The sequence below is a fragment of the Desulfatibacillum aliphaticivorans DSM 15576 genome, from assembly GCF_000429905.1.
Lineage (GTDB): Bacteria > Desulfobacterota > Desulfobacteria > Desulfobacterales > Desulfatibacillaceae > Desulfatibacillum > Desulfatibacillum aliphaticivorans.
Genome location: NZ_AUCT01000028.1, coordinates 37,045 through 53,878 on the forward strand (window position 1 = coordinate 37,045; position 16,834 = coordinate 53,878).

Here is a 16,834-nt window from a genome sequence, read left to right on the forward strand (position 1 = left end):
CAAATGAACGGGATCGCCGCGCTGATTATAAGCTGCCTGGGGCTGGGGGCGGTGCTGGCTTTGGATTCCTTTAAGTCGGCCGGCGGCCTGGCGGTTTTGGGCGTTTTTTCCCTGGGGTTGATTTTAGGCGAAAAAGCCTCTCCCCCCAAAGAGGTCCGCAAGTTCGGATTGATCGCCCTGCCTCTGTTCGCCTGCCTGTGCGGCCTGGCGTTCTGGCGGCATCGGGATTTTTTGGCCGGTTTTTTCGGCGTGTTCGCCCTGGCCGGCTTTTCGTGCGCAGCCGCTCCCAAGGCCTCGGCCTTGCTCCACGCCTCCTGGACCGGTGCGGCCAAGGGATTCAGCGCCTTTATCAACGCCTTTTTTCTCGCCCTGGCCTGGTTTTTGGTCATTACGCCCATCGCCTTGTTGAAAAGGCTGGTTTCCGGCAGCCCCTTCCCCCTGCGCCCGGACAAAAACGCCCAAACCTACTGGATTGACCGCAAAGAACCCGCCCAACCCCGGGAACGATACCCCAAGCGTTATTGATCAAATTTTTCCTTGAAAAAAGTTTCCACTTAGCAGAGCGCAACCGGCTTTTCCAATTGACAATATTTCCAGCCGGGAGTATCCGGCTCTTCTCTCCTTTGAGGAGATGGGTTCGGCATGGGAGAAATGCGCCGTTTTTCCTCAACTCAGGCCTTTCCGGTAACGGGGATCCGGAGTCATTGTGGACTGTTGGCGCCGATAGGTTTTTTTGGGGTGTGGGTATGCGCTTTTTGCCCGTATTGATGCTTGTGATGTCCAACGTGTTCATGACCTACGCCTGGTACGGCCATTTAAAGGACTTTCGGGCCAGGCCTCTTTTGCTCGTGATCCTGATCAGTTGGGGCGTAGCCTTCTTTGAATACTGCCTTCAGGTTCCAGCCAACCGTCTGGGCGCGGGATATTTCTCCCTTCCCCAGCTAAAAGTGATCCAGGAAATCCTTGCAATGGGCGTTTTCGCCTTGTTTTGCATTTTTTACATGCGCGAAAAACTCACCTGGGATTTTCTTTGGGCCAGCCTCTGCCTGGCAGGCGCCGCTTTCTTCATGTTTCGCAATATAGGATGATTTCACAGAATTTATGGCGGCGCCCTCCTTATTGCTTAAAAAAATTCCCCTCCGAATACGCGGACATATAGGCAATAATTTTTAAAATTTCCCGCCTTAGGTCCTGAAAGGTTTGTTTGGCGCCTTCCACATCGCCTTTTCTCGCCTGGGTTTCCAGGTTCAGGGCCAGGCTGTGGGCGTTAGGAACGGCAAAGTTGCCCAAAACGCCCTTTAAGGCGTGGACGGTTTTGTCAAGTTCCCCCTCCTCGTCCTGGATAAGTAAATACTTGATTTTATTAATTATTCTTCCTGAATCTTTAATGAAATAATCAAAGCATTCTTTAAGCAGGGCTTCGTCGTTTTCAAAATTCTTCAGGGTTTGAGTTACGTCCAAGGGCTCTGCATGGTCCAGTTCCCCGATGGGGGAAGGTGCGGCGTCCTCCGGCGCCTCACAACTTCGCTTCGTCGCTTTTTCCATGACGCGCGTCAAAGCGTCCTTTTTCACAGGCTTGGTTACGTAGTCGTCCATGCCAGCGGACAAAAAGCGCTCCTTGTCCCCTTCCATGGCGTGGGCGGTGAAGGCGATGATGGGGATTCGAGGCCGGTTTTCTTCGCTTTCCAGCTTTCGGATGGCCGCCGTGGCCTCCAAGCCGTCCATCACAGGCATTTGAACGTCCATGAACACGATGTCGAACTCGCCGTTTTTAAAGGCCTCCAAGCCTTGCTGTCCGTTGTCGGCCACCACCACCCCATGGCCCATGTTTTGTATGATTTTTACAGCCACCTTTTGGTTGACCATTTGGTCCTCCACCAAAAGAACGCGCAGCTTGCTGTTTTCCATCAGGGTGTGGCGGGTTACCATTTTGCGGCTTTCCCCGGCCTGGGCTTTGTCTTCCTTGGCCAGGACCGCCAAAAGCATATCCTTAAGCTGGGAATGCCGGAACGGCTTGGTCAGATATCCGGCAAAGCCTATCCCCCTCAGCTTGCCTCCTTCGCCCAGCATGCCGGGCGGCGCCGCCAGGATTAACTGGTTATGGTTTAAAGACGGATCGTGCAGGATAATGTTTCCTAGTTCAATGCCTTCCATGTCCGCCAGGGAGTAGTCGATGATCAGGCAATCGAATTCCCGTCCCTGCCCCGCTGCCTGGCGCAGCAGTTCCAGACATTGTTTCCCCGAGGCGGCGTGCTCCACCTGGCAGCGCCACATGCGGAACATCTCCGTCAATGCCATCCGGTTGATGTGCCTGGCGTCGGCCAGCAGGATTCTTTTGCCTTGCAAACTTACAGGGGCTGGAGGCGCAACATCCATGTGCCGCGGCCTTTCCATTTTCACCGTAAACCAGAACAAGGAGCCTTCCCCTTCTTTGCTTTCCGCACCGATTTTGCCGCCCATCAACCGGCAAAGCTGCTTGGATATTGTCAGGCCCAGGCCGGTGCCTCCATAACGCCTTGTGGTGGATGGGTCCGCCTGGGTAAAGGACTCGTACAGGCTGGAAAGCCGGCTTTGGGGCACGCCGATGCCCGTGTCGATGATTTCAAAGCGAAGCGTCGCCCCGCCCCGGTCTTCTTCATCGACTAAGGCCCGGACGATGACCTCCCCTTTAGACGTAAATTTTATGGCGTTGCCCGTCAGGTTCATAAGCACCTGGCGCAGGCGCCCCGGATCGCCCACCACTTTGGACGGGACTTTATGGCTGATCAGGCTGGTGATTTGCAGGCCCTTTTGCTCGGCCGTCTTGGCCATCAGCGCGGTAACGTCCTCCACGGTGCTTCGCGGATCGAACTCAATGTGCTCCAGGTCCAGCTTGCCGGCCTCGATTTTGGAATAGTCCAAAATATCATTGATAATGCGTAAAAGGCTTTCGGCGCTGGAACTGATGGTTTGCAGCAGGTCCTTTTGCTCGCTGTTCAGAGGCGTGTCTTCCAGCAGGGAAGCCATGCCGATGATGCCGTTCATGGGCGTCCGGATTTCGTGGCTCATATTGGCCAGGAATTCCCCCTTGGCCTTGTTGGCGGCGCGCTCCACGGCCGCATACCTAAGGGCTTGTTCCGAGCGTTTTTTATACGTGATATCCTGAATGGCCAGCACCGTCACTTCCTTGTCGCGGTACTGCATGGCGTTGCTTTTCACTTCCACGGGAAAGCTGGATCCGTCCTTGCGCAGGGCCAGGGTCTCCTTGGGCGGGCCTGCATACATATCCGCCAGGATGTTTAGGTCGGTCCGGCCTTCGCCTGCAAACAGCTTAAGGCAGGAGTCCCCCACAAGATCCTGGAGGGAATAACCGAACATGTCGGATGCAGCCTGGTTGGCCACAAGGCAGACGCCTTCCTCGGCGATGAGAATGGCTTCGTGGGTCGCGTCCGCCAGGTAACGGAACCGTTCTTCGCTTTCCCTGATGGCCTGCTCCATCATGCGCCGGGAGGTAATGTCGCTGCCTATGCTTAGGATTTCAACAAGCTCGCCTTGTTCATCCCGGATGGCCTTGTTGGTCCACATGACCCAGACCCGGTCTCCGTTTTTCTTTTCATTTTCATGTTCGTTGACTCTGAACAGGTCGGGATTCTCAAAAACTTTCTCCACCATGGAAACCATGTCCCGGCCCAGGGAGTCCTCTTTGGGCAAAATGGTTTCCAGCACAGATTTCCCAAGCACCTCCTCCTCGGAATAGCCGAAAAATTTCTGGGCGTATTCGTTGAACAAGGTGATCCGGCCCAGGGAGTCCGTCTTCATGATAATGCTGTTGGCGCTATGCACCAGTTCGCGATACTGTTCCTCGCTTTTTTGCAAGGCCCTCTCCGCCGTTTTTCTGGCGGTGATGTCCGTGGCCGCCAGCAGGCTGCCGCGATATTCCCCTTCGGGAGTGAACAAGGGTTGGGGGGATATAAGAGCGTCAATCACGCCGCCGTCCTTCCGAACCAATCTTAGTTCGAACTGGTCGCCCAAACCCTGTTTTTGCAGCGCCATCTGGCTTTTCCAGACGCCCTTGTTGTTAGGATCAAAAATATCCGAAATGCGGATTTTTTTGATCTCGTCAAAGGTGTATCCGCTTTTTTCCAGCAGCTTGGGATTGGCGTAGGTAAGGTGGCCGTTCACGTCTATGATGGCCAGCCCGTCGTTCATGGTTTCCACAAGCTGGCGGTATCTTTCCTCACTCCGTTTCAACGCCTGCGAAGCGATGACCACGCCGATGGACTCCAAAGCATGGGATAGGATGAGCGTTCCCATTTCCTGGTCCAGTTCGTTAAAAGCGCCTTTTTTCTTGCCCGCCAGAATGGCGACGCCGTGCGTGTCGGCGTTTGAATCCACCAGCGGGAAGGCCAAACCAGGCCCCTGGATGCATGCCCTGGCGCCGCTGCAGTTTTCCAATTCCAAAGGCTCGTTTAAAATAGAGGGGGCTTTGACTTTCATTAAACGGGAGGGACGGGAGGCGGCGTCAAAATTTTTTGCCATACAATCTCTTATCTTTTCGAATCCCCGGATCGCCATGGGTTCCAGCAGATCCCCTTTAGTAAAAAAAAGGACCGCGTCCCGTGCATTGAGATTTTCCGACAAAGCCCGCAGAATCACCGTCGAAAGCCCCTCAAGATCCTGGCATCCGGCAAAGTGCCTGGTGGCGTGCGCCACATGATCCAATCGCCGTCCGTATTCCTTTAGTTTATGGGAGCGCTCTTCAACCAAGGCCTCCAAAGATTTCTGGTAATCCTCGTTTTCCTTTAAAAGGCGGGACCTCTCCACGGCGTTCTTGACTGCATGGGACAGAAAGTCCAGATCTACGATGGGCTTGGTGATGTAATTGCACGCCCCCAGACGCAAGGCGTTTAAAATATTGTTCGTGGAGCTGGCCCCGGAAATAATGACCACTGAAATCAGCGGATACTCCTCCGAAACCTTCGCCAGCACGACCAATCCGTCCATGACCGGCATGCGCAGATCAAGCAAAATGCAGTCCGGCGGATTTTTACTGACCATGACCAAGGCGTCCTGGCCGTTTTCCGCCTCCTGAACCTCGTATCCTTCGTCCTCCAATGCCAGGAGAAGGCTTTTTCGAATTACCAACTCATCGTCTACAACCAGTATTTTTCCAGGGGGCCGCTCCATAGTATCCCTTGTTTTTTGAAGTGCAAACAAATCTCTTGTTACGGAAACCAAACTCGGTTCTAAATCAGTGCAATGTCAGGATGAGGGGTATGCAAAAATCGTTCTAAAAACGAAAAAGAATCGGCGAATAGAGGTAAAAAAACAAGGCTGCACATCAAATGGAGAAAAAAAAGCGCCGTCCCGGGAGAACCGGGGCGGCGCTTTAAATGGTTTGACGTCTTCCCAAATGGGAAGCGAATCAATCCTTAGGAGACCTTTTCCACCAGCACGGCAGCGGTGTTGCCGAAGCCGCCGCACAGGGACGCCAGGCCGTATTTCGCGTCCGGGCAATCGGTCTTGAGCACGTTCAGCAAGGTCACCAGGATGCGAGCGCCGGATTCTCCCAGGGGATGTCCCAGAGCCAGGGCGCCGCCCCACTGGTTGACCTTGTCAAAAGGCGCGTTGTCTTTGTCCAGCTTGAGTTCGCGGATGCAGGCCAAAGCCTGGCTTCCGAAAGCCTCGTTCAATTCCACGGCGCCCATGTCGTCAGGGCCCAGGCCGGTTTTTTCGAAGAGCTTTTTAACAGCCACGATGGGGCCGATGCCCATGACCGTGGGATCGCAGGCTGCAAACACGCCGGCGCTGTATTTATAGGTGTAGGACAGGCCCAGTTCGTCGGCCTTTTTCCTGCTCATCATCAGCAGGGCGCAGGCGCCCTGGGTCAGGGGAGAGGAGGTGGCTGCGGTCACGACTCCGCCCGGTTTGAAGGGGCTTTGCATGGCGGCCATTTTTTCAGGGTCCATTTTGTCGCGAATCCACTGGTCTTTGTCCACCAGGAACTCATTGCCTTCCATGTCATGACCCATGACGGGCACGATTTCGTTGGCGAACTTGCCGGCGTCGCGGGCTTCGCAGGCTTTCTTGTTGGACCAGATAGCCATGTTGTCCATGTCTTCCCTGGCGACGTTGTACTGCTCAGCAACCTTTTCCGCCGTGGCGCCCATGGGAATGTCCATGATGTTGTAACGTTCCATCAGGCGGGGAGGGAAGTCCATGTTGGCGCCCATGCCGACCTTTTCCATGTCTTCCACGCCGGCGGCGATCATGATGTCCGCTTCCCCGCACATGATGGCGCGAGCCGCATGCATGGTGGCCGCCATGCCCGAAGGGCACTGGTTGGTCAGGGTGTTGGTTCCCACGCTTTCGGGGTATCCGCCGGCCAGCCATGCCAGGCGGCCGATATCATTCTGCATGCCGGAGATGTTGGCCGAGCCCACCAGGACTGCGTCCACGTCTTCAGGCTTGACAGCCTTGTTTCTCTCGAACAAAGCGTCATACACTTTGGTCAGCAACTCGTCGGGACGCAGTTTCCTGAACCAGCCTTTTTCAAAATGCGCCCTGCCGTTGGGGGTCCTTAACCCATCGATAAATACTGCTTCTTCCATGCTGCTCCTCCTTGATGTTGTTTTATTTAATGTGCCATATACCCGTTCCCGAAAACCTGGTTTCCCCCCAAACCGGCATCCGAGTATTATGCCCTAGCGAACATCACCCTATTGGCTTTGGGCAAATTCATTGATAGCCTGCTCACGCAATACCTTTTTATTCATCTTCTGGACTTCCGTGAGAGGCATTTCATCCACGATGCGGACAAACTTGGGAACTGCATACTTGGCCACCCGCTCCCGCAAAAACTCCCTCACGCCGTCTTCCGTGAGATCGTTTTCCCTGCCGGGCTTGGGCTGCACATAGACCGCCACGCGCTCGCTGCCTTCCCGCTCAGGGTCCGGGACTCCTATGGTGGCTGCCATTGCAATATCAGGGTGGGAGTATAACAGATCATCCACTTCCCTGGAATAGACCTTGTAACCACTGACAATTATCATGTCCTTGGTACGGTCTACAATATAGAAATATCCGTTTTCGTCAACCTCTACCACGTCGCTGGTCCGGATAAATCCCTCATCATCCATGCCGGCGCCCGGATCAGGCCAGTAACCAAGCATCCTTTGGGGGCCTTTCAGGCACATTTCGCCCCTTTTTCCCTCCAGCATGTCGTCCATGGATAGCTCTTGGCCGGTGCTTACGTCCAGGAATTTCACGATCGTGTCCGGAGCCGGAATGCCCGCCGTGCCTCTTTTTTCCTTGGTTTTGCCTTCCTTGCTCTTTTTGGACGTCGACCGAACGATCAAAGCCAAGCCCCTGCCGGCTATCCTGCCCAAGGCGGCCGGACCCAGCAGCCTTAAGAACCAGTTCGCCGTGGGGGTCACTCCGGGGATTCCCAAAAAGGCGTTGTTCATGCGCACGGGAACGCGGCCGCCCAACACCCGGAGTAAAAAGGAGGTGTTGAGGTGGGTGACCGGGCTCATTTCGCTCAGCCCGTAGCCTTCCATAATTCCGCCGCTGGATTTTTCCTCAAAGGATTTCTGGGTGCTGGGAGGCAAAGGCGCCGAGCCCGACATTCCCAAAATGCCCCGGCCTTTTAATGCGTCGCCGGACATATTCAGAAATTGCGTGGGAACGCCCACCTGAATGATGGGATTGTATTTTGTCATCATTCGGATCATGGATTCCGTGTCCCTGGCGTCGGGGATTAAAATCTGGTTCGCGCCCTGGAGCGTCATGGTGTGCATGACAATATGCCCGTAGGAATGGAACAAAGGCAGTCCCAGCAATACGGTGATGGCCCCTTCCAGCAGCCAGGCCGCCTTGCCCAGCGCGGCCATGCTCTGCATGGCGTTGGCGTAGATGTTCCGGTGAGTCAGCATGCACCCCTTGGGCAGGCCTGTGGTTCCGCCCGTGAACAAGAGGGTCTCCAGGTCCTTGGTCACGTCAAAGGTCAATTCGGGCGGCGCGGGATCGTTGTCCTTGATCAGGTCCGTCATCCATAAAAAGCCTTCCGCCTTCTCGTGGACCGGCGGATTGTCCGAATAATCCTCCAGCTTGGTCTTGATGATGAACTCCACACCGGTTTTATGCGCAGCCTCAACCGCCGAGTCCACCGTGCTGTCGCAGATGATGGCCCGGGGGGAGCCCATGGAGAACTTGTGCTCCAAAGTGTGGAGCGGCTCCAGGGAGGAACTGGGAATATGAACCAGGCCGGCCCGGGATATGGCGTAGTCCGCCAAGACGAATTGAATGGAGGTGGGAAGAACCGTGGCCACGCGGTCGCCTTTTTTCAGGCCCAAACCAGCCAGGGCCGTAGCAAGACGATCCACATGGTCTTTCACCTGGGGATAGTTCATCTTGTGGTCCAACTGAATCAGACCGGTCTTTTTGAACCGCTTGGCGGCCCTCTCCAAAATGTCGTATACCGGCTCCTCCGGATACGGCCCGCATGTTTCGGGGATTCCAAAAACCTTGTACTCATTTAACCAGGGTGACTGTGACATGTGACCGGACATCCTCCTTTGCGGCTTTGGGAAGGGCCCCCGGAGTGCGGCGGGGCGGATTATGCTCCGCCCCGGCCCGCGCCCTTCCTTATGTAAACAACGGTTGGGTGGACATGGCAAAGGCCATGTCGCCTTCAATTTTCATCTGGCCGCCCATGAACAAGGTCACCGGGGAAGTTTCCTTGCGCACCAAAGCGGCGGAATCGGTGGTTTTCATCTTAAAGGTCGCCGTGGGGGCTTCCGACTCGTTCAATACAGCCCGGATGGTGAATTTGGATCCGTCGTCGTTTTCCAACTCCGCCACCATGCATCCCTTCACACGGCTCAGGGCCTCGTACTTGGCCCGGGAAAGATCGTTCTGGATGCCCAAAAGCATGTCCAGATTGCTGGTGGCGATCATTTTTTCCAAATCCTCCTTGGAAATCATGACCCGCGCCTGGGCGGAATCCAAATCCGCCTCCTGAACGTCAAACTCCTTGCCGTTCGTGACCTGATAGCTGTACTTGTCGCCGTCAACATCGACCACCAGCTTGAACTGGGTGCCGTCAAGCTCCGCAGCCTTGCCGGAATCGGCCAGCAATTCCTGGGCCATTTTGGGAGAATACTCGGTCAAAAGCTCTTTGATGGAAATGTTGTTAGGGATGTTCATGTCGGATCCTCCTTGTTAGGGTTAGTATAGACTGACGTGTCAGTCTATACACGGACCCGGAAATCCGTGTCAATGATTTTTTTGTACGCCCGTACATTTTATCCCCGCCATCGCTTCCAAAAGATCTGGCCGGCCCCGGCTTTGACCGAGACCGGCCAATCCCCCCCTTCCTGCGTTTAAGGGCCGTCGCCCAGGAATCCGCTCCAGCCGCGGATTCCCCGCATGTACACTGTTTTAGGAAGTCTCTATGCCCAGCATCTCGGCCTTGAGTTTTTCCGTCACGGGCTCGTCGCCAAGCCAAATGGCGAAAACCGCCTGTTTGAAATCCAGGCCCGGGCACTCGCCCGCGTACTTGCCGTTGATGTGGGTGACTATGCCTCTGCCCGGAACGTATAAGAGGTCCACGATGTCGTTTTTGCGGAATTCCTGGGGCAGCAGGGCGAAAAGATGGTCAATCTGGCTCTGAATGCCGGAAGTGTCGCCGTTGGTGGCTTTGTCGAAGCCTGTATTCAGGATCTCCACCAAAGAGTCGTGCCCGACCTTCCGAAACGTGAAGTGCATCCTGACGCCCATGTACTCATCGGCGTTGATGATTTTGTTTGCGTCCGTTTCCTTGTGCGTGAGGTACAAGGCGCCCACGTATATTTTCAGCAAAAACTTGGTCCGGAATCCGGCCCCGTTTAAAACCAGGTCCGTACTCTCGTCCGCCGGCATTTTGTCAGGCAGGGGCCAGCCATGAAAGTCCTTCGCTAAGGCAGGCGCGGTCAAAGCGCAAATCAGGCACAGGATGAAAATAAAACTGGACAATTGTCGAACTTTTTTCATGAGACACCCCCCTCAAGGCTTGAAAAATACTCTCGAAAAAATTGACGGGTTTGTTGACACAGGTGTGGGAATATGCCACCATCCGGGAATAGACTGAGGTGTCAGTCAAAAATCTTTATATGGGCCTCGCCCGTAAAAGTCAATGGAAAATATCCTGCAAAACAAGCGCTTTTTCTCGGCTTGGTAAAAAATATGGAAAGGTTGGCCCCCAAAAGACTATGAAACCCGAAGAACGCAAAAAACTCATCCTGGCTTCGGCGAAGAAGCTGTTCTCGCGCAACGGCTATTATCAGACCCAAATTTCGGACATCATCAAGGACGCGGGGATAGCCCGGGGCACGATTTACCAGTATTTCGCCAACAAGGAGGACGTGTTCGTCACCTTGGCGGAGGAGTACTACTCCCTGTGGGAGGAAAGCATCTCCCTGGCTGCGGCCGATCTGGACCTGGATATGGTCAACCCGGTGAATTATTTTCGGCATCGCATTAAACGGACTCTGTTTTTTTTCTCCCAGGACAAGGATCTGTGCAACATCGCCTTGCGGGTGGGCCTGGGGCTGCCCGGCGAAATGGCCTCCGTGATCAAGCGATTTGAAGAAAGAATCATCCGCCTGTTGATTGGAGACCTGAAGTTGGGTATAGACAACGGGCATGTGCGCCAGGACCTTAACGTGGAGCTGACAGCCAATTTGTTGACGGGCGCCCTGTTAAGCACGGCCTATCATTTTTACAGCCGCGACGCGGGCAAGGCCAAGCCCCTGGACATCAACAAAACCACCGAGGAGATCACGGCGGTTTTTGCACCCGGAATTTTTGTGAAGCCTTACCAGCCAAAGGGCGAGTCACGAATTCGCCTGCTTTGATAAAGCCCCCGGCCCGGCTATCCGGGCTGGTGCAAAATGATTTACGGAACCATGATTCGATACAAGACCTTGCTTGCACTGCTCGCCGTGCTGATCGGTTTGGGAGGCGCTTCGGCTTTCTGTCAGGAGAGCCCTTCCGCCATGGCGTTCCATGTTTCGGACGAGCTTGTTGATGACGCCGCCCTGCATCCCGTGGATTATCTTTCCTCTTATGTGGTCCCGGACGCGGCCGCCAGGTTGAGCCCCGAAGACCGGGAGCGCCTGGTATTTTTGTTCCTGAGCGCGGCCCAGGCCTGTGAACATCAGGACAGTCCGGACTCCGCGCTTCGCACCTGTTCTCCTTTGTATATTTTGCTTAAAAGCAACTTTCCCAATATCGCATTTGTGGAAAGGGAAGAGGGAAAGTTGGTCTATCTGGCGGACATCGCTGGCCCATTAAGCGACTACATAGGGCCATAGGCGAATTCGCCCGGTTAAAAAGCAAGCTGCGCAAGGGAGAAGATAGTGCCCGAAACAAACGCCCCCAAAGAACGGCCTTCCAAGGATTTTTCCCGCTCTTTGCTCCGTTGGTACGAGGAAAACGCCCGGGACCTGCCCTGGCGCAGAACCTCCGATCCCTATGCAATCTGGGTCTCTGAAATCATGCTGCAGCAAACCCAGGTCAAGACGGTCATCCCCTATTTTTTGCGCTGGATGGACGCTTTCCCGAATATATCCTCCCTGGCCGAGGCCCCTTTGGACGACGTCCTTAAAATGTGGGAGGGCCTGGGATACTATTCCAGGGCCAGGAACATGCACAAAGCCGCCAAAGAAATCATGGACCGCTTGGACGGCCGCATGCCCAGAACCTACAAAGGCCTGCTGGAGCTCCCAGGCATTGGGGCGTACACGGCCGGGGCCGTATGCAGCATCGCCTATAATCAGGACGTCCCCCTGGTGGACGCCAACGTCAAGCGGGTTTTCTCCCGGATTCTGGACATGGGGAAGCCCGTGGAGCAAACCGCCGCGGCCAGGGAAATCCGCGGCGCCGCCGAGTCGCTTATCCCAAGCGGCAAGGCCGGTTTGTTCAATCAGGCCCTTATGGAGCTTGGCGCCCTGGTTTGCACCCCAAAAAATCCGGATTGCAAAGGCTGCCCGGTTTCCGTCCATTGCCTGGCCTTAAAAGAGCAAACCGTGGACTCCCGGCCTGTGCTTCCTCCCAAAAAAAAGACCCAGGCTCTGGAGGTTTCGGCCGGAGTGTGCGTTAGGGACGGAAAAATTCTGATTCAAAAAAGGCTGCCCAAAGGGCTGATGGCGGGCTTGTGGGAATTCCCCGGCGGCAAGCTGAACCCAGGAGAAAGCCCGGAGCAAGCCCTGGTGCGGGAGTTTGCCGAAGAGTTGGAGATTGATATCGAGTGCGGGGAAAAAATTACGGTCATCCAGCACGCATACACCCGTTTTCGGGTTCGGCTGCACGTGTTTTGGTGCTCCATGAAAAAACCGGCTCAAACTCCGGCCCTCCACGCCGCGGAGGAAATCAGGTGGGTTTCGCCCAAGGAACTGGACGGACTGGCCTTTCCTTCGGCCGACCGCAGGCTCATTCAAATGCTCATGAAAGACGGGATTCCGGCTTGATTTAACCGTCAGCAGTCGCTGCTGTCTTCGGGCATTTCCTTCATCCAGAACGCCTCGGCCCTTTGCTTCATTTTTTCATAATACTTGGGCGTCATGCCGATATCCGATTTCATTTGTTCAATAACTCCGTCAGACTCGATCGTTTCCAGTTTTTCGGGCTTGTCCACCAGATACAAAATAGCGTCCCCGATGAACTCAAAGCATAAATCGTGATCCAGATCCAACTCTTTGTAATTCCGGGCTAAAACGCCCAAAGATTCTTCGGGATGGGTTCTGATGCGATTGCGGCATTCATCCAAAATCAGAGAATAATAGCCGACCTTGTGTTTGGCTTTGAAATACGATGCAAGGGTGTCCACCGTCACTTGCGGTTCTTCCGTCATTGATCCTCCTGCAAACTGCGCACTGCTCAAAATGTCTCGATTCAGTTTTGGGCAAGACCGACCATGCCCAAACATTTTTTACATGATGTAGAATAGTTTGCCAAGCTATTAAAAGCGCCAAAACAGTTTGCAAACATGGCGCCATGGGCGGTGACAGGACATTTGACAAGTAAGGCCTCTAATTCTATCTATGCTGAAGCGTACGGAACGACCCATGCAAAAACCTTTTTCAAACAGGACGCCGGCCATGAGGAGTAAACTGCCAAAAACCGTATTTATTCTGGGCCTGGTCAGCTTTTTCAACGACCTGTCCAGCGAAATGATTTATCCTTTGCTGCCCCTTTTCCTGTCCTCAACTTTGGGGGCGGGCGCCGTGGCTTTGGGCGTGGTGGAGGGAGTCGCCGAGTCGGCCTCGTCCATTTTAAAGGCAGTCTCGGGAATAGCCGCGGATCGCTGGAACAAAAGGAAACCCCTGATTCTCAGCGGATACGGACTGTCCGGCTTGGTAAGGCCCCTTATCGGCCTTGCCTGGGCCTGGCCTTTGGTTTTGGCCGCCCGGTTTTTCGACAGGGTGGGAAAAGGCCTGCGAACCTCTCCACGGGACGCTCTCATCAGCATGAGCGTCAAACCGGAAATGCGGGGACGCGCTTACGGCTTTCATCGGGCCATGGATCACTCCGGGGCTGTTGCGGGGCCGCTGGCGGCGGCCTTTTTACTCTCGGTCTTGGGGCTTGGATTGCGCCATGTTTTTTTGCTGGCGGCTATCCCGGCCATGGTGGTCATTGCGCTCATTGTTTTTGGCGTAAAGGATCCGAAAGATCAACAGCCAGAAGAGGACGCCTGCGCTCCTCCTTTTTCCAAGCATGACTGGAAAAGGCTGGGGCCTGATTACAGGCGGCTGCTTACAGCGGTTGTTATTTTCACCTTAGGAAACTCAACGGACGCCTTCATATTGCTTAAGCTCTCCGCGGCCGGCGTTTCCGGCGCCTGGATAGCCGGCTTGTGGTCCCTGCATCATGTGGTTAAATCCATTGCAACCTATTGGGGCGGCCTTTTTTCCGACCATTTGGGCAGGCGGCGCATGATCCTGGTCGGCTGGCTTTTTTACGCGGCGGTATATTTTTGCTTCGCCTTTGCAAGCAGCCCGGGGTGGATTGTGGCTTTGTTCCTGCTCTATGGAGTATATTACGGGCTTACCGAGCCCTGTGAAAAAGCCTGGGTGGCGGACATGGCGCCCAAGGAGCTTTGCGGCGCCGCCTTCGGCTTTTACCACGCCGCCGTAGGCTTTGCGGCTTTGCCGGCCAGCCTGATTTTCGGCGTGATCTGGCATGCATGGGGAATGGCCGCAGCTTTTTTGACCGGGGCCCTTCTGGCCGCAGCCGCCTCCATTTTGCTGCCGCGGGAACCGCGTTCATGAATCCATTGCCCTGCCAATCGGGCCCGTGGTACTCTAAAAGATATGGTTTGAACAGCGCAGGCGGCAAAGGAATTTGATCATGCCCTATGATTTTGACCGGATAATAGATCGCCGGGGAACCCAGTGCGAAAAATGGGACGGTATGGAAGAGCATTACGGCGTCTCCCCGGGCGACGGCATATCCATGTGGGTGGCGGACATGGAGTTCCGGCCTCCCCCGGCAGTGGCTCAGGCCTTTAAATGGGAGATGGAGCACGGCGTGCATGGCTATTGGGCCGACTCCGGGCAGTACAAGCAGGCCATTGTTAACTGGATGGCCCGCCGCCATAACTGGAGCATCGAGCCGTCCTGGATTTCCACCACCCACGGCATCGTCATGGCCGTCAATATGTTGGTTCAGGCTTTTTGCAAGCCCGGCGACAAGGTGATCATCCAGACTCCCGTGTACTATCCGTTCGCATTCGCCGTCGCCGCCAACGGCTGCCAGGTTATCAACAATCGCCTGGTCAAGGAAAACGGCCGTTACGTCATGGATCTGGACGACCTAAAGAACCAGGCTGACGAGCAAACCCGCATGATCATCCTGTGCAGCCCCCACAATCCCGGCGGCAGGGTGTGGAGCAAAGAGGAACTGGAAGCCCTGGCCGAAATCTGCCTTTCCCGGAACATCCTCATGGTTTCCGACGAAATCCATCATGACCTGGTTTATCCCGGCGCAAAGCACACCGTCCTGGCCTCCCTGTCGCCCGAACTGCAGGATAAGGTGGTCGTCTGCACCTCCGCGTCCAAGACCTTCAACCTGGCCGGAACCATGACAGGCAACGTAATCATCGCCAATGAGGAACTTCGCAAGCAGTTCACAGACCACCTGTACAAATGCGGTATGTTTTTGCCCAACCGGTTCGGGCCCATAGCGGCGAGAGCGGCCTATAACCACGGAGAAGGCTGGCTGGACGCCCTGCTTCTTTACCTGGAGGAAAACAGGAACCTGATCGCCAGCGTCCTGGAAAACAGGCTCCCGGCGGTAAAAAGCATGCCCCTGGAAGGAACCTACCTCGCCTGGCTGGATTTTTCCGGCATGGACGCGCCCATGGATGAAATCGTCCGAAAAGTGGAAAAAGAGGCCAGGCTGGCCCTGAATCACGGAGACACCTTTGGCCCGGGCGGGGAAAATCATTTACGCATGAACTTCGCCTGTCCCAGACTCATGGTGGAGCAGGCCCTGGAACGGTTAATTAAGGCGTTCGTCTGAATTTTATAAGAAAATATTAACATAGGAGGTCGACCATGAAGGCATTCGCAGGCAAATCCGCTTTCTTTGCAGCTATAGTCGCCCTGGGGCTGGTTTTCATCCCCCTGCAAACGGCCCGGGCCGCCGACGTGTACGAGGTGGATCCGGTCCACTCTTCAGCCATATTCGGAATAGAGCATCTGGGCGTGGCCATGTTTTACGGCTCTTTCAATGTCATAGAGGGTAAAATCATCCTGGACGACGACAACCCAGCCGCCTGCTCGGTTGCTGTGACCATACCCGTTAAAAAAGTGGACACCCGCAATAAGATGCGGGACGACCACCTTAAGAGCAAGGACTTCTTTAAAGCCGCTGACTATCCTGACATGAGCTTTAAAAGCTCCCGGGTGGAGAAAATTGCGGAAGGCCTGTACGAAGTCCAGGGCGTGTTTTCCATGGCGGGGACGGCCAGGGACATGACCTTTGAAGTGGCTAAAACGGGCGTGGGGCTCGGCATGCAGAAAGAAGCGCGCATTGGCTTCAGCGCTGAATTCACCCTTAAAAGGAGCGACTTCGGCATGGTTTATGGGCTGAACGGCCTCTTGGGGGACGAGGTCAAGGTTTGCTTGTCCGTCGAGGGAATCAAAAAAGAATAAGCCTTATTTTTAGGAGGGGAACACTATGAAAGACATACAAATGCGCACATTCGAAACCGTGGGAGACGCCGCCATGACGGCCGCCAACATGTTCAAAGGCCCCACGTTTGCAGGGACCTTTCTTAAGATGGACCCCAAGTTTCGGGAGAAAATCATCCTGTGCGTGTCCATCACCAATAATTGCGGCGTCTGCAGCAAGGTTCATACCCTGGTGGGGCTGCAGGCCGGCCTGAGCGAGGATGACATCCAAAAGCTGGTCACCCTGTATAAAAAGGACTACCCCAAAAAGGAATGGCTGGCCTTGCGTTGGGCAAGGGATTGGGCCGTGCTGCGGGGCGAGACGCCTACGGGTAAAAACGCTCAGGCTTTTGAAAAAGCCTACGCCCCAGAGGAGCGGGATTACATCCAAAAAATCTGCCGCATGATGAAAATGGCCAATTACACCAGCAACTATCTGTTTGCGGTTCCGTATCTGGAGAAGGAAACGCCCGAACCCCGCAAAGGCGCCCTCAGTTGCCTGAGCGGCCCGGTGGAAGGTCTTCTGACCAATGCAGTAATGACGGCCCGGTGCAAGGCCGCTCAGGCTGCGGAAGCCGCTTCCGACGCCTGTGCGGGCTTTTTCAGCCTAAACCGCTGCGCCGCCTGAAAATCCTGGGACG

General features: G+C 55.0%; 15 protein-coding genes. 9 read left to right on the forward strand and 6 right to left on the reverse strand.

Going from position 1 to position 16,834, the window contains the following annotated elements:
• The first annotated feature begins 3 nt into the window (after nt 1–3).
• Complete coding sequence (locus G491_RS0121435) at nt 4–525, forward strand: hypothetical protein (protein WP_028316024.1); 522 nt, start codon at nt 4–6, stop codon at nt 523–525.
• A gap of 221 nt (nt 526–746) precedes the next feature.
• The gene (locus G491_RS0121440) at nt 747–1,088 is read left to right on the forward strand and encodes a DMT family protein (RefSeq protein WP_028316025.1); all 342 of its coding nucleotides are present in this window, start codon (nt 747–749) and stop codon (nt 1,086–1,088) included.
• A 28-nt stretch (nt 1,089–1,116) separates the two neighbouring features.
• On the opposite strand, the gene G491_RS34380 is transcribed toward G491_RS0121440, so the two are convergent.
• The 5 genes from G491_RS34380 to G491_RS0121470 all read right to left on the reverse strand — a co-directional run bounded on the left by G491_RS34380 (nt 1,117) and on the right by G491_RS0121470 (nt 10,011).
• Nucleotides 1,117–5,166, reverse strand: a complete 4,050-nt coding sequence (locus tag G491_RS34380) for a response regulator (protein ID WP_051327435.1) — start codon at nt 5,164–5,166, stop codon at nt 1,117–1,119.
• Nucleotides 5,167–5,411: 245 nt separating this feature from the next.
• Complete coding sequence (locus G491_RS0121450; RefSeq protein WP_028316026.1) at nt 5,412–6,590, reverse strand: thiolase family protein; 1,179 nt, start codon at nt 6,588–6,590, stop codon at nt 5,412–5,414.
• Between the two features lie 108 nt (nt 6,591–6,698).
• A complete protein-coding gene (locus G491_RS0121455) occupies nt 6,699–8,537 on the reverse strand; it encodes an AMP-binding protein (protein WP_015949185.1) in 1,839 nt (612 codons plus the stop codon).
• Nucleotides 8,538–8,625: 88 nt separating this feature from the next.
• Nucleotides 8,626–9,186 carry an SCP2 sterol-binding domain-containing protein gene (locus tag G491_RS0121460; RefSeq protein WP_028316027.1) on the reverse strand — a complete coding sequence of 187 codons (561 nt, stop codon included), beginning with the start codon at nt 9,184–9,186 and terminating at the stop codon, nt 8,626–8,628.
• Between the two features lie 234 nt (nt 9,187–9,420).
• On the reverse strand, nt 9,421–10,011 hold the full coding sequence (locus tag G491_RS0121470) for a chalcone isomerase family protein (protein ID WP_051327436.1): 591 nt from the start codon (nt 10,009–10,011) through the stop codon (nt 9,421–9,423).
• 218 nt (nt 10,012–10,229) lie between these two features.
• Between G491_RS0121470 and G491_RS34385 the strand changes: the two genes are divergently transcribed.
• The 3 genes from G491_RS34385 to mutY are packed head-to-tail and all read left to right on the forward strand — an operon-like array spanning nt 10,230 to nt 12,488.
• Nucleotides 10,230–10,874, forward strand: coding sequence for a TetR/AcrR family transcriptional regulator (locus G491_RS34385; RefSeq protein ID WP_028316029.1), 645 nt, complete (start codon nt 10,230–10,232; stop codon nt 10,872–10,874).
• Nucleotides 10,875–10,910: 36 nt separating this feature from the next.
• Nucleotides 10,911–11,333, forward strand: a complete 423-nt coding sequence (locus tag G491_RS0121485; RefSeq protein ID WP_028316030.1) for a hypothetical protein — start codon at nt 10,911–10,913, stop codon at nt 11,331–11,333.
• A 45-nt stretch (nt 11,334–11,378) separates the two neighbouring features.
• Nucleotides 11,379–12,488 (forward strand): A/G-specific adenine glycosylase, encoded by a 1,110-nt coding sequence (mutY, locus tag G491_RS0121490; RefSeq protein WP_051327437.1) that lies wholly within the window; start codon nt 11,379–11,381, stop codon nt 12,486–12,488.
• An 8-nt stretch (nt 12,489–12,496) separates the two neighbouring features.
• On the opposite strand, the gene G491_RS0121495 is transcribed toward mutY, so the two are convergent.
• A complete protein-coding gene (locus G491_RS0121495) occupies nt 12,497–12,871 on the reverse strand; it encodes a hypothetical protein (protein WP_015949191.1) in 375 nt (124 codons plus the stop codon).
• 247 nt (nt 12,872–13,118) lie between these two features.
• Here G491_RS0121495 and G491_RS0121500 point away from each other — a divergent pair, with 247 nt between their 5' ends.
• From G491_RS0121500 to G491_RS0121515, 4 genes are all read left to right on the forward strand, one after another.
• On the forward strand, nt 13,119–14,288 hold the full coding sequence (locus tag G491_RS0121500) for an MFS transporter (RefSeq protein WP_015949192.1): 1,170 nt from the start codon (nt 13,119–13,121) through the stop codon (nt 14,286–14,288).
• A gap of 79 nt (nt 14,289–14,367) precedes the next feature.
• Nucleotides 14,368–15,540 carry a MalY/PatB family protein gene (locus tag G491_RS0121505; protein WP_028316032.1) on the forward strand — a complete coding sequence of 391 codons (1,173 nt, stop codon included), beginning with the start codon at nt 14,368–14,370 and terminating at the stop codon, nt 15,538–15,540.
• Nucleotides 15,541–15,575: 35 nt separating this feature from the next.
• A complete protein-coding gene (locus G491_RS31885) occupies nt 15,576–16,175 on the forward strand; it encodes a YceI family protein (RefSeq protein ID WP_051327438.1) in 600 nt (199 codons plus the stop codon).
• 25 nt (nt 16,176–16,200) lie between these two features.
• Nucleotides 16,201–16,821, forward strand: coding sequence for a carboxymuconolactone decarboxylase family protein (locus G491_RS0121515; protein WP_028316033.1), 621 nt, complete (start codon nt 16,201–16,203; stop codon nt 16,819–16,821).
• Nucleotides 16,822–16,834: the final 13 nt, after the last annotated feature.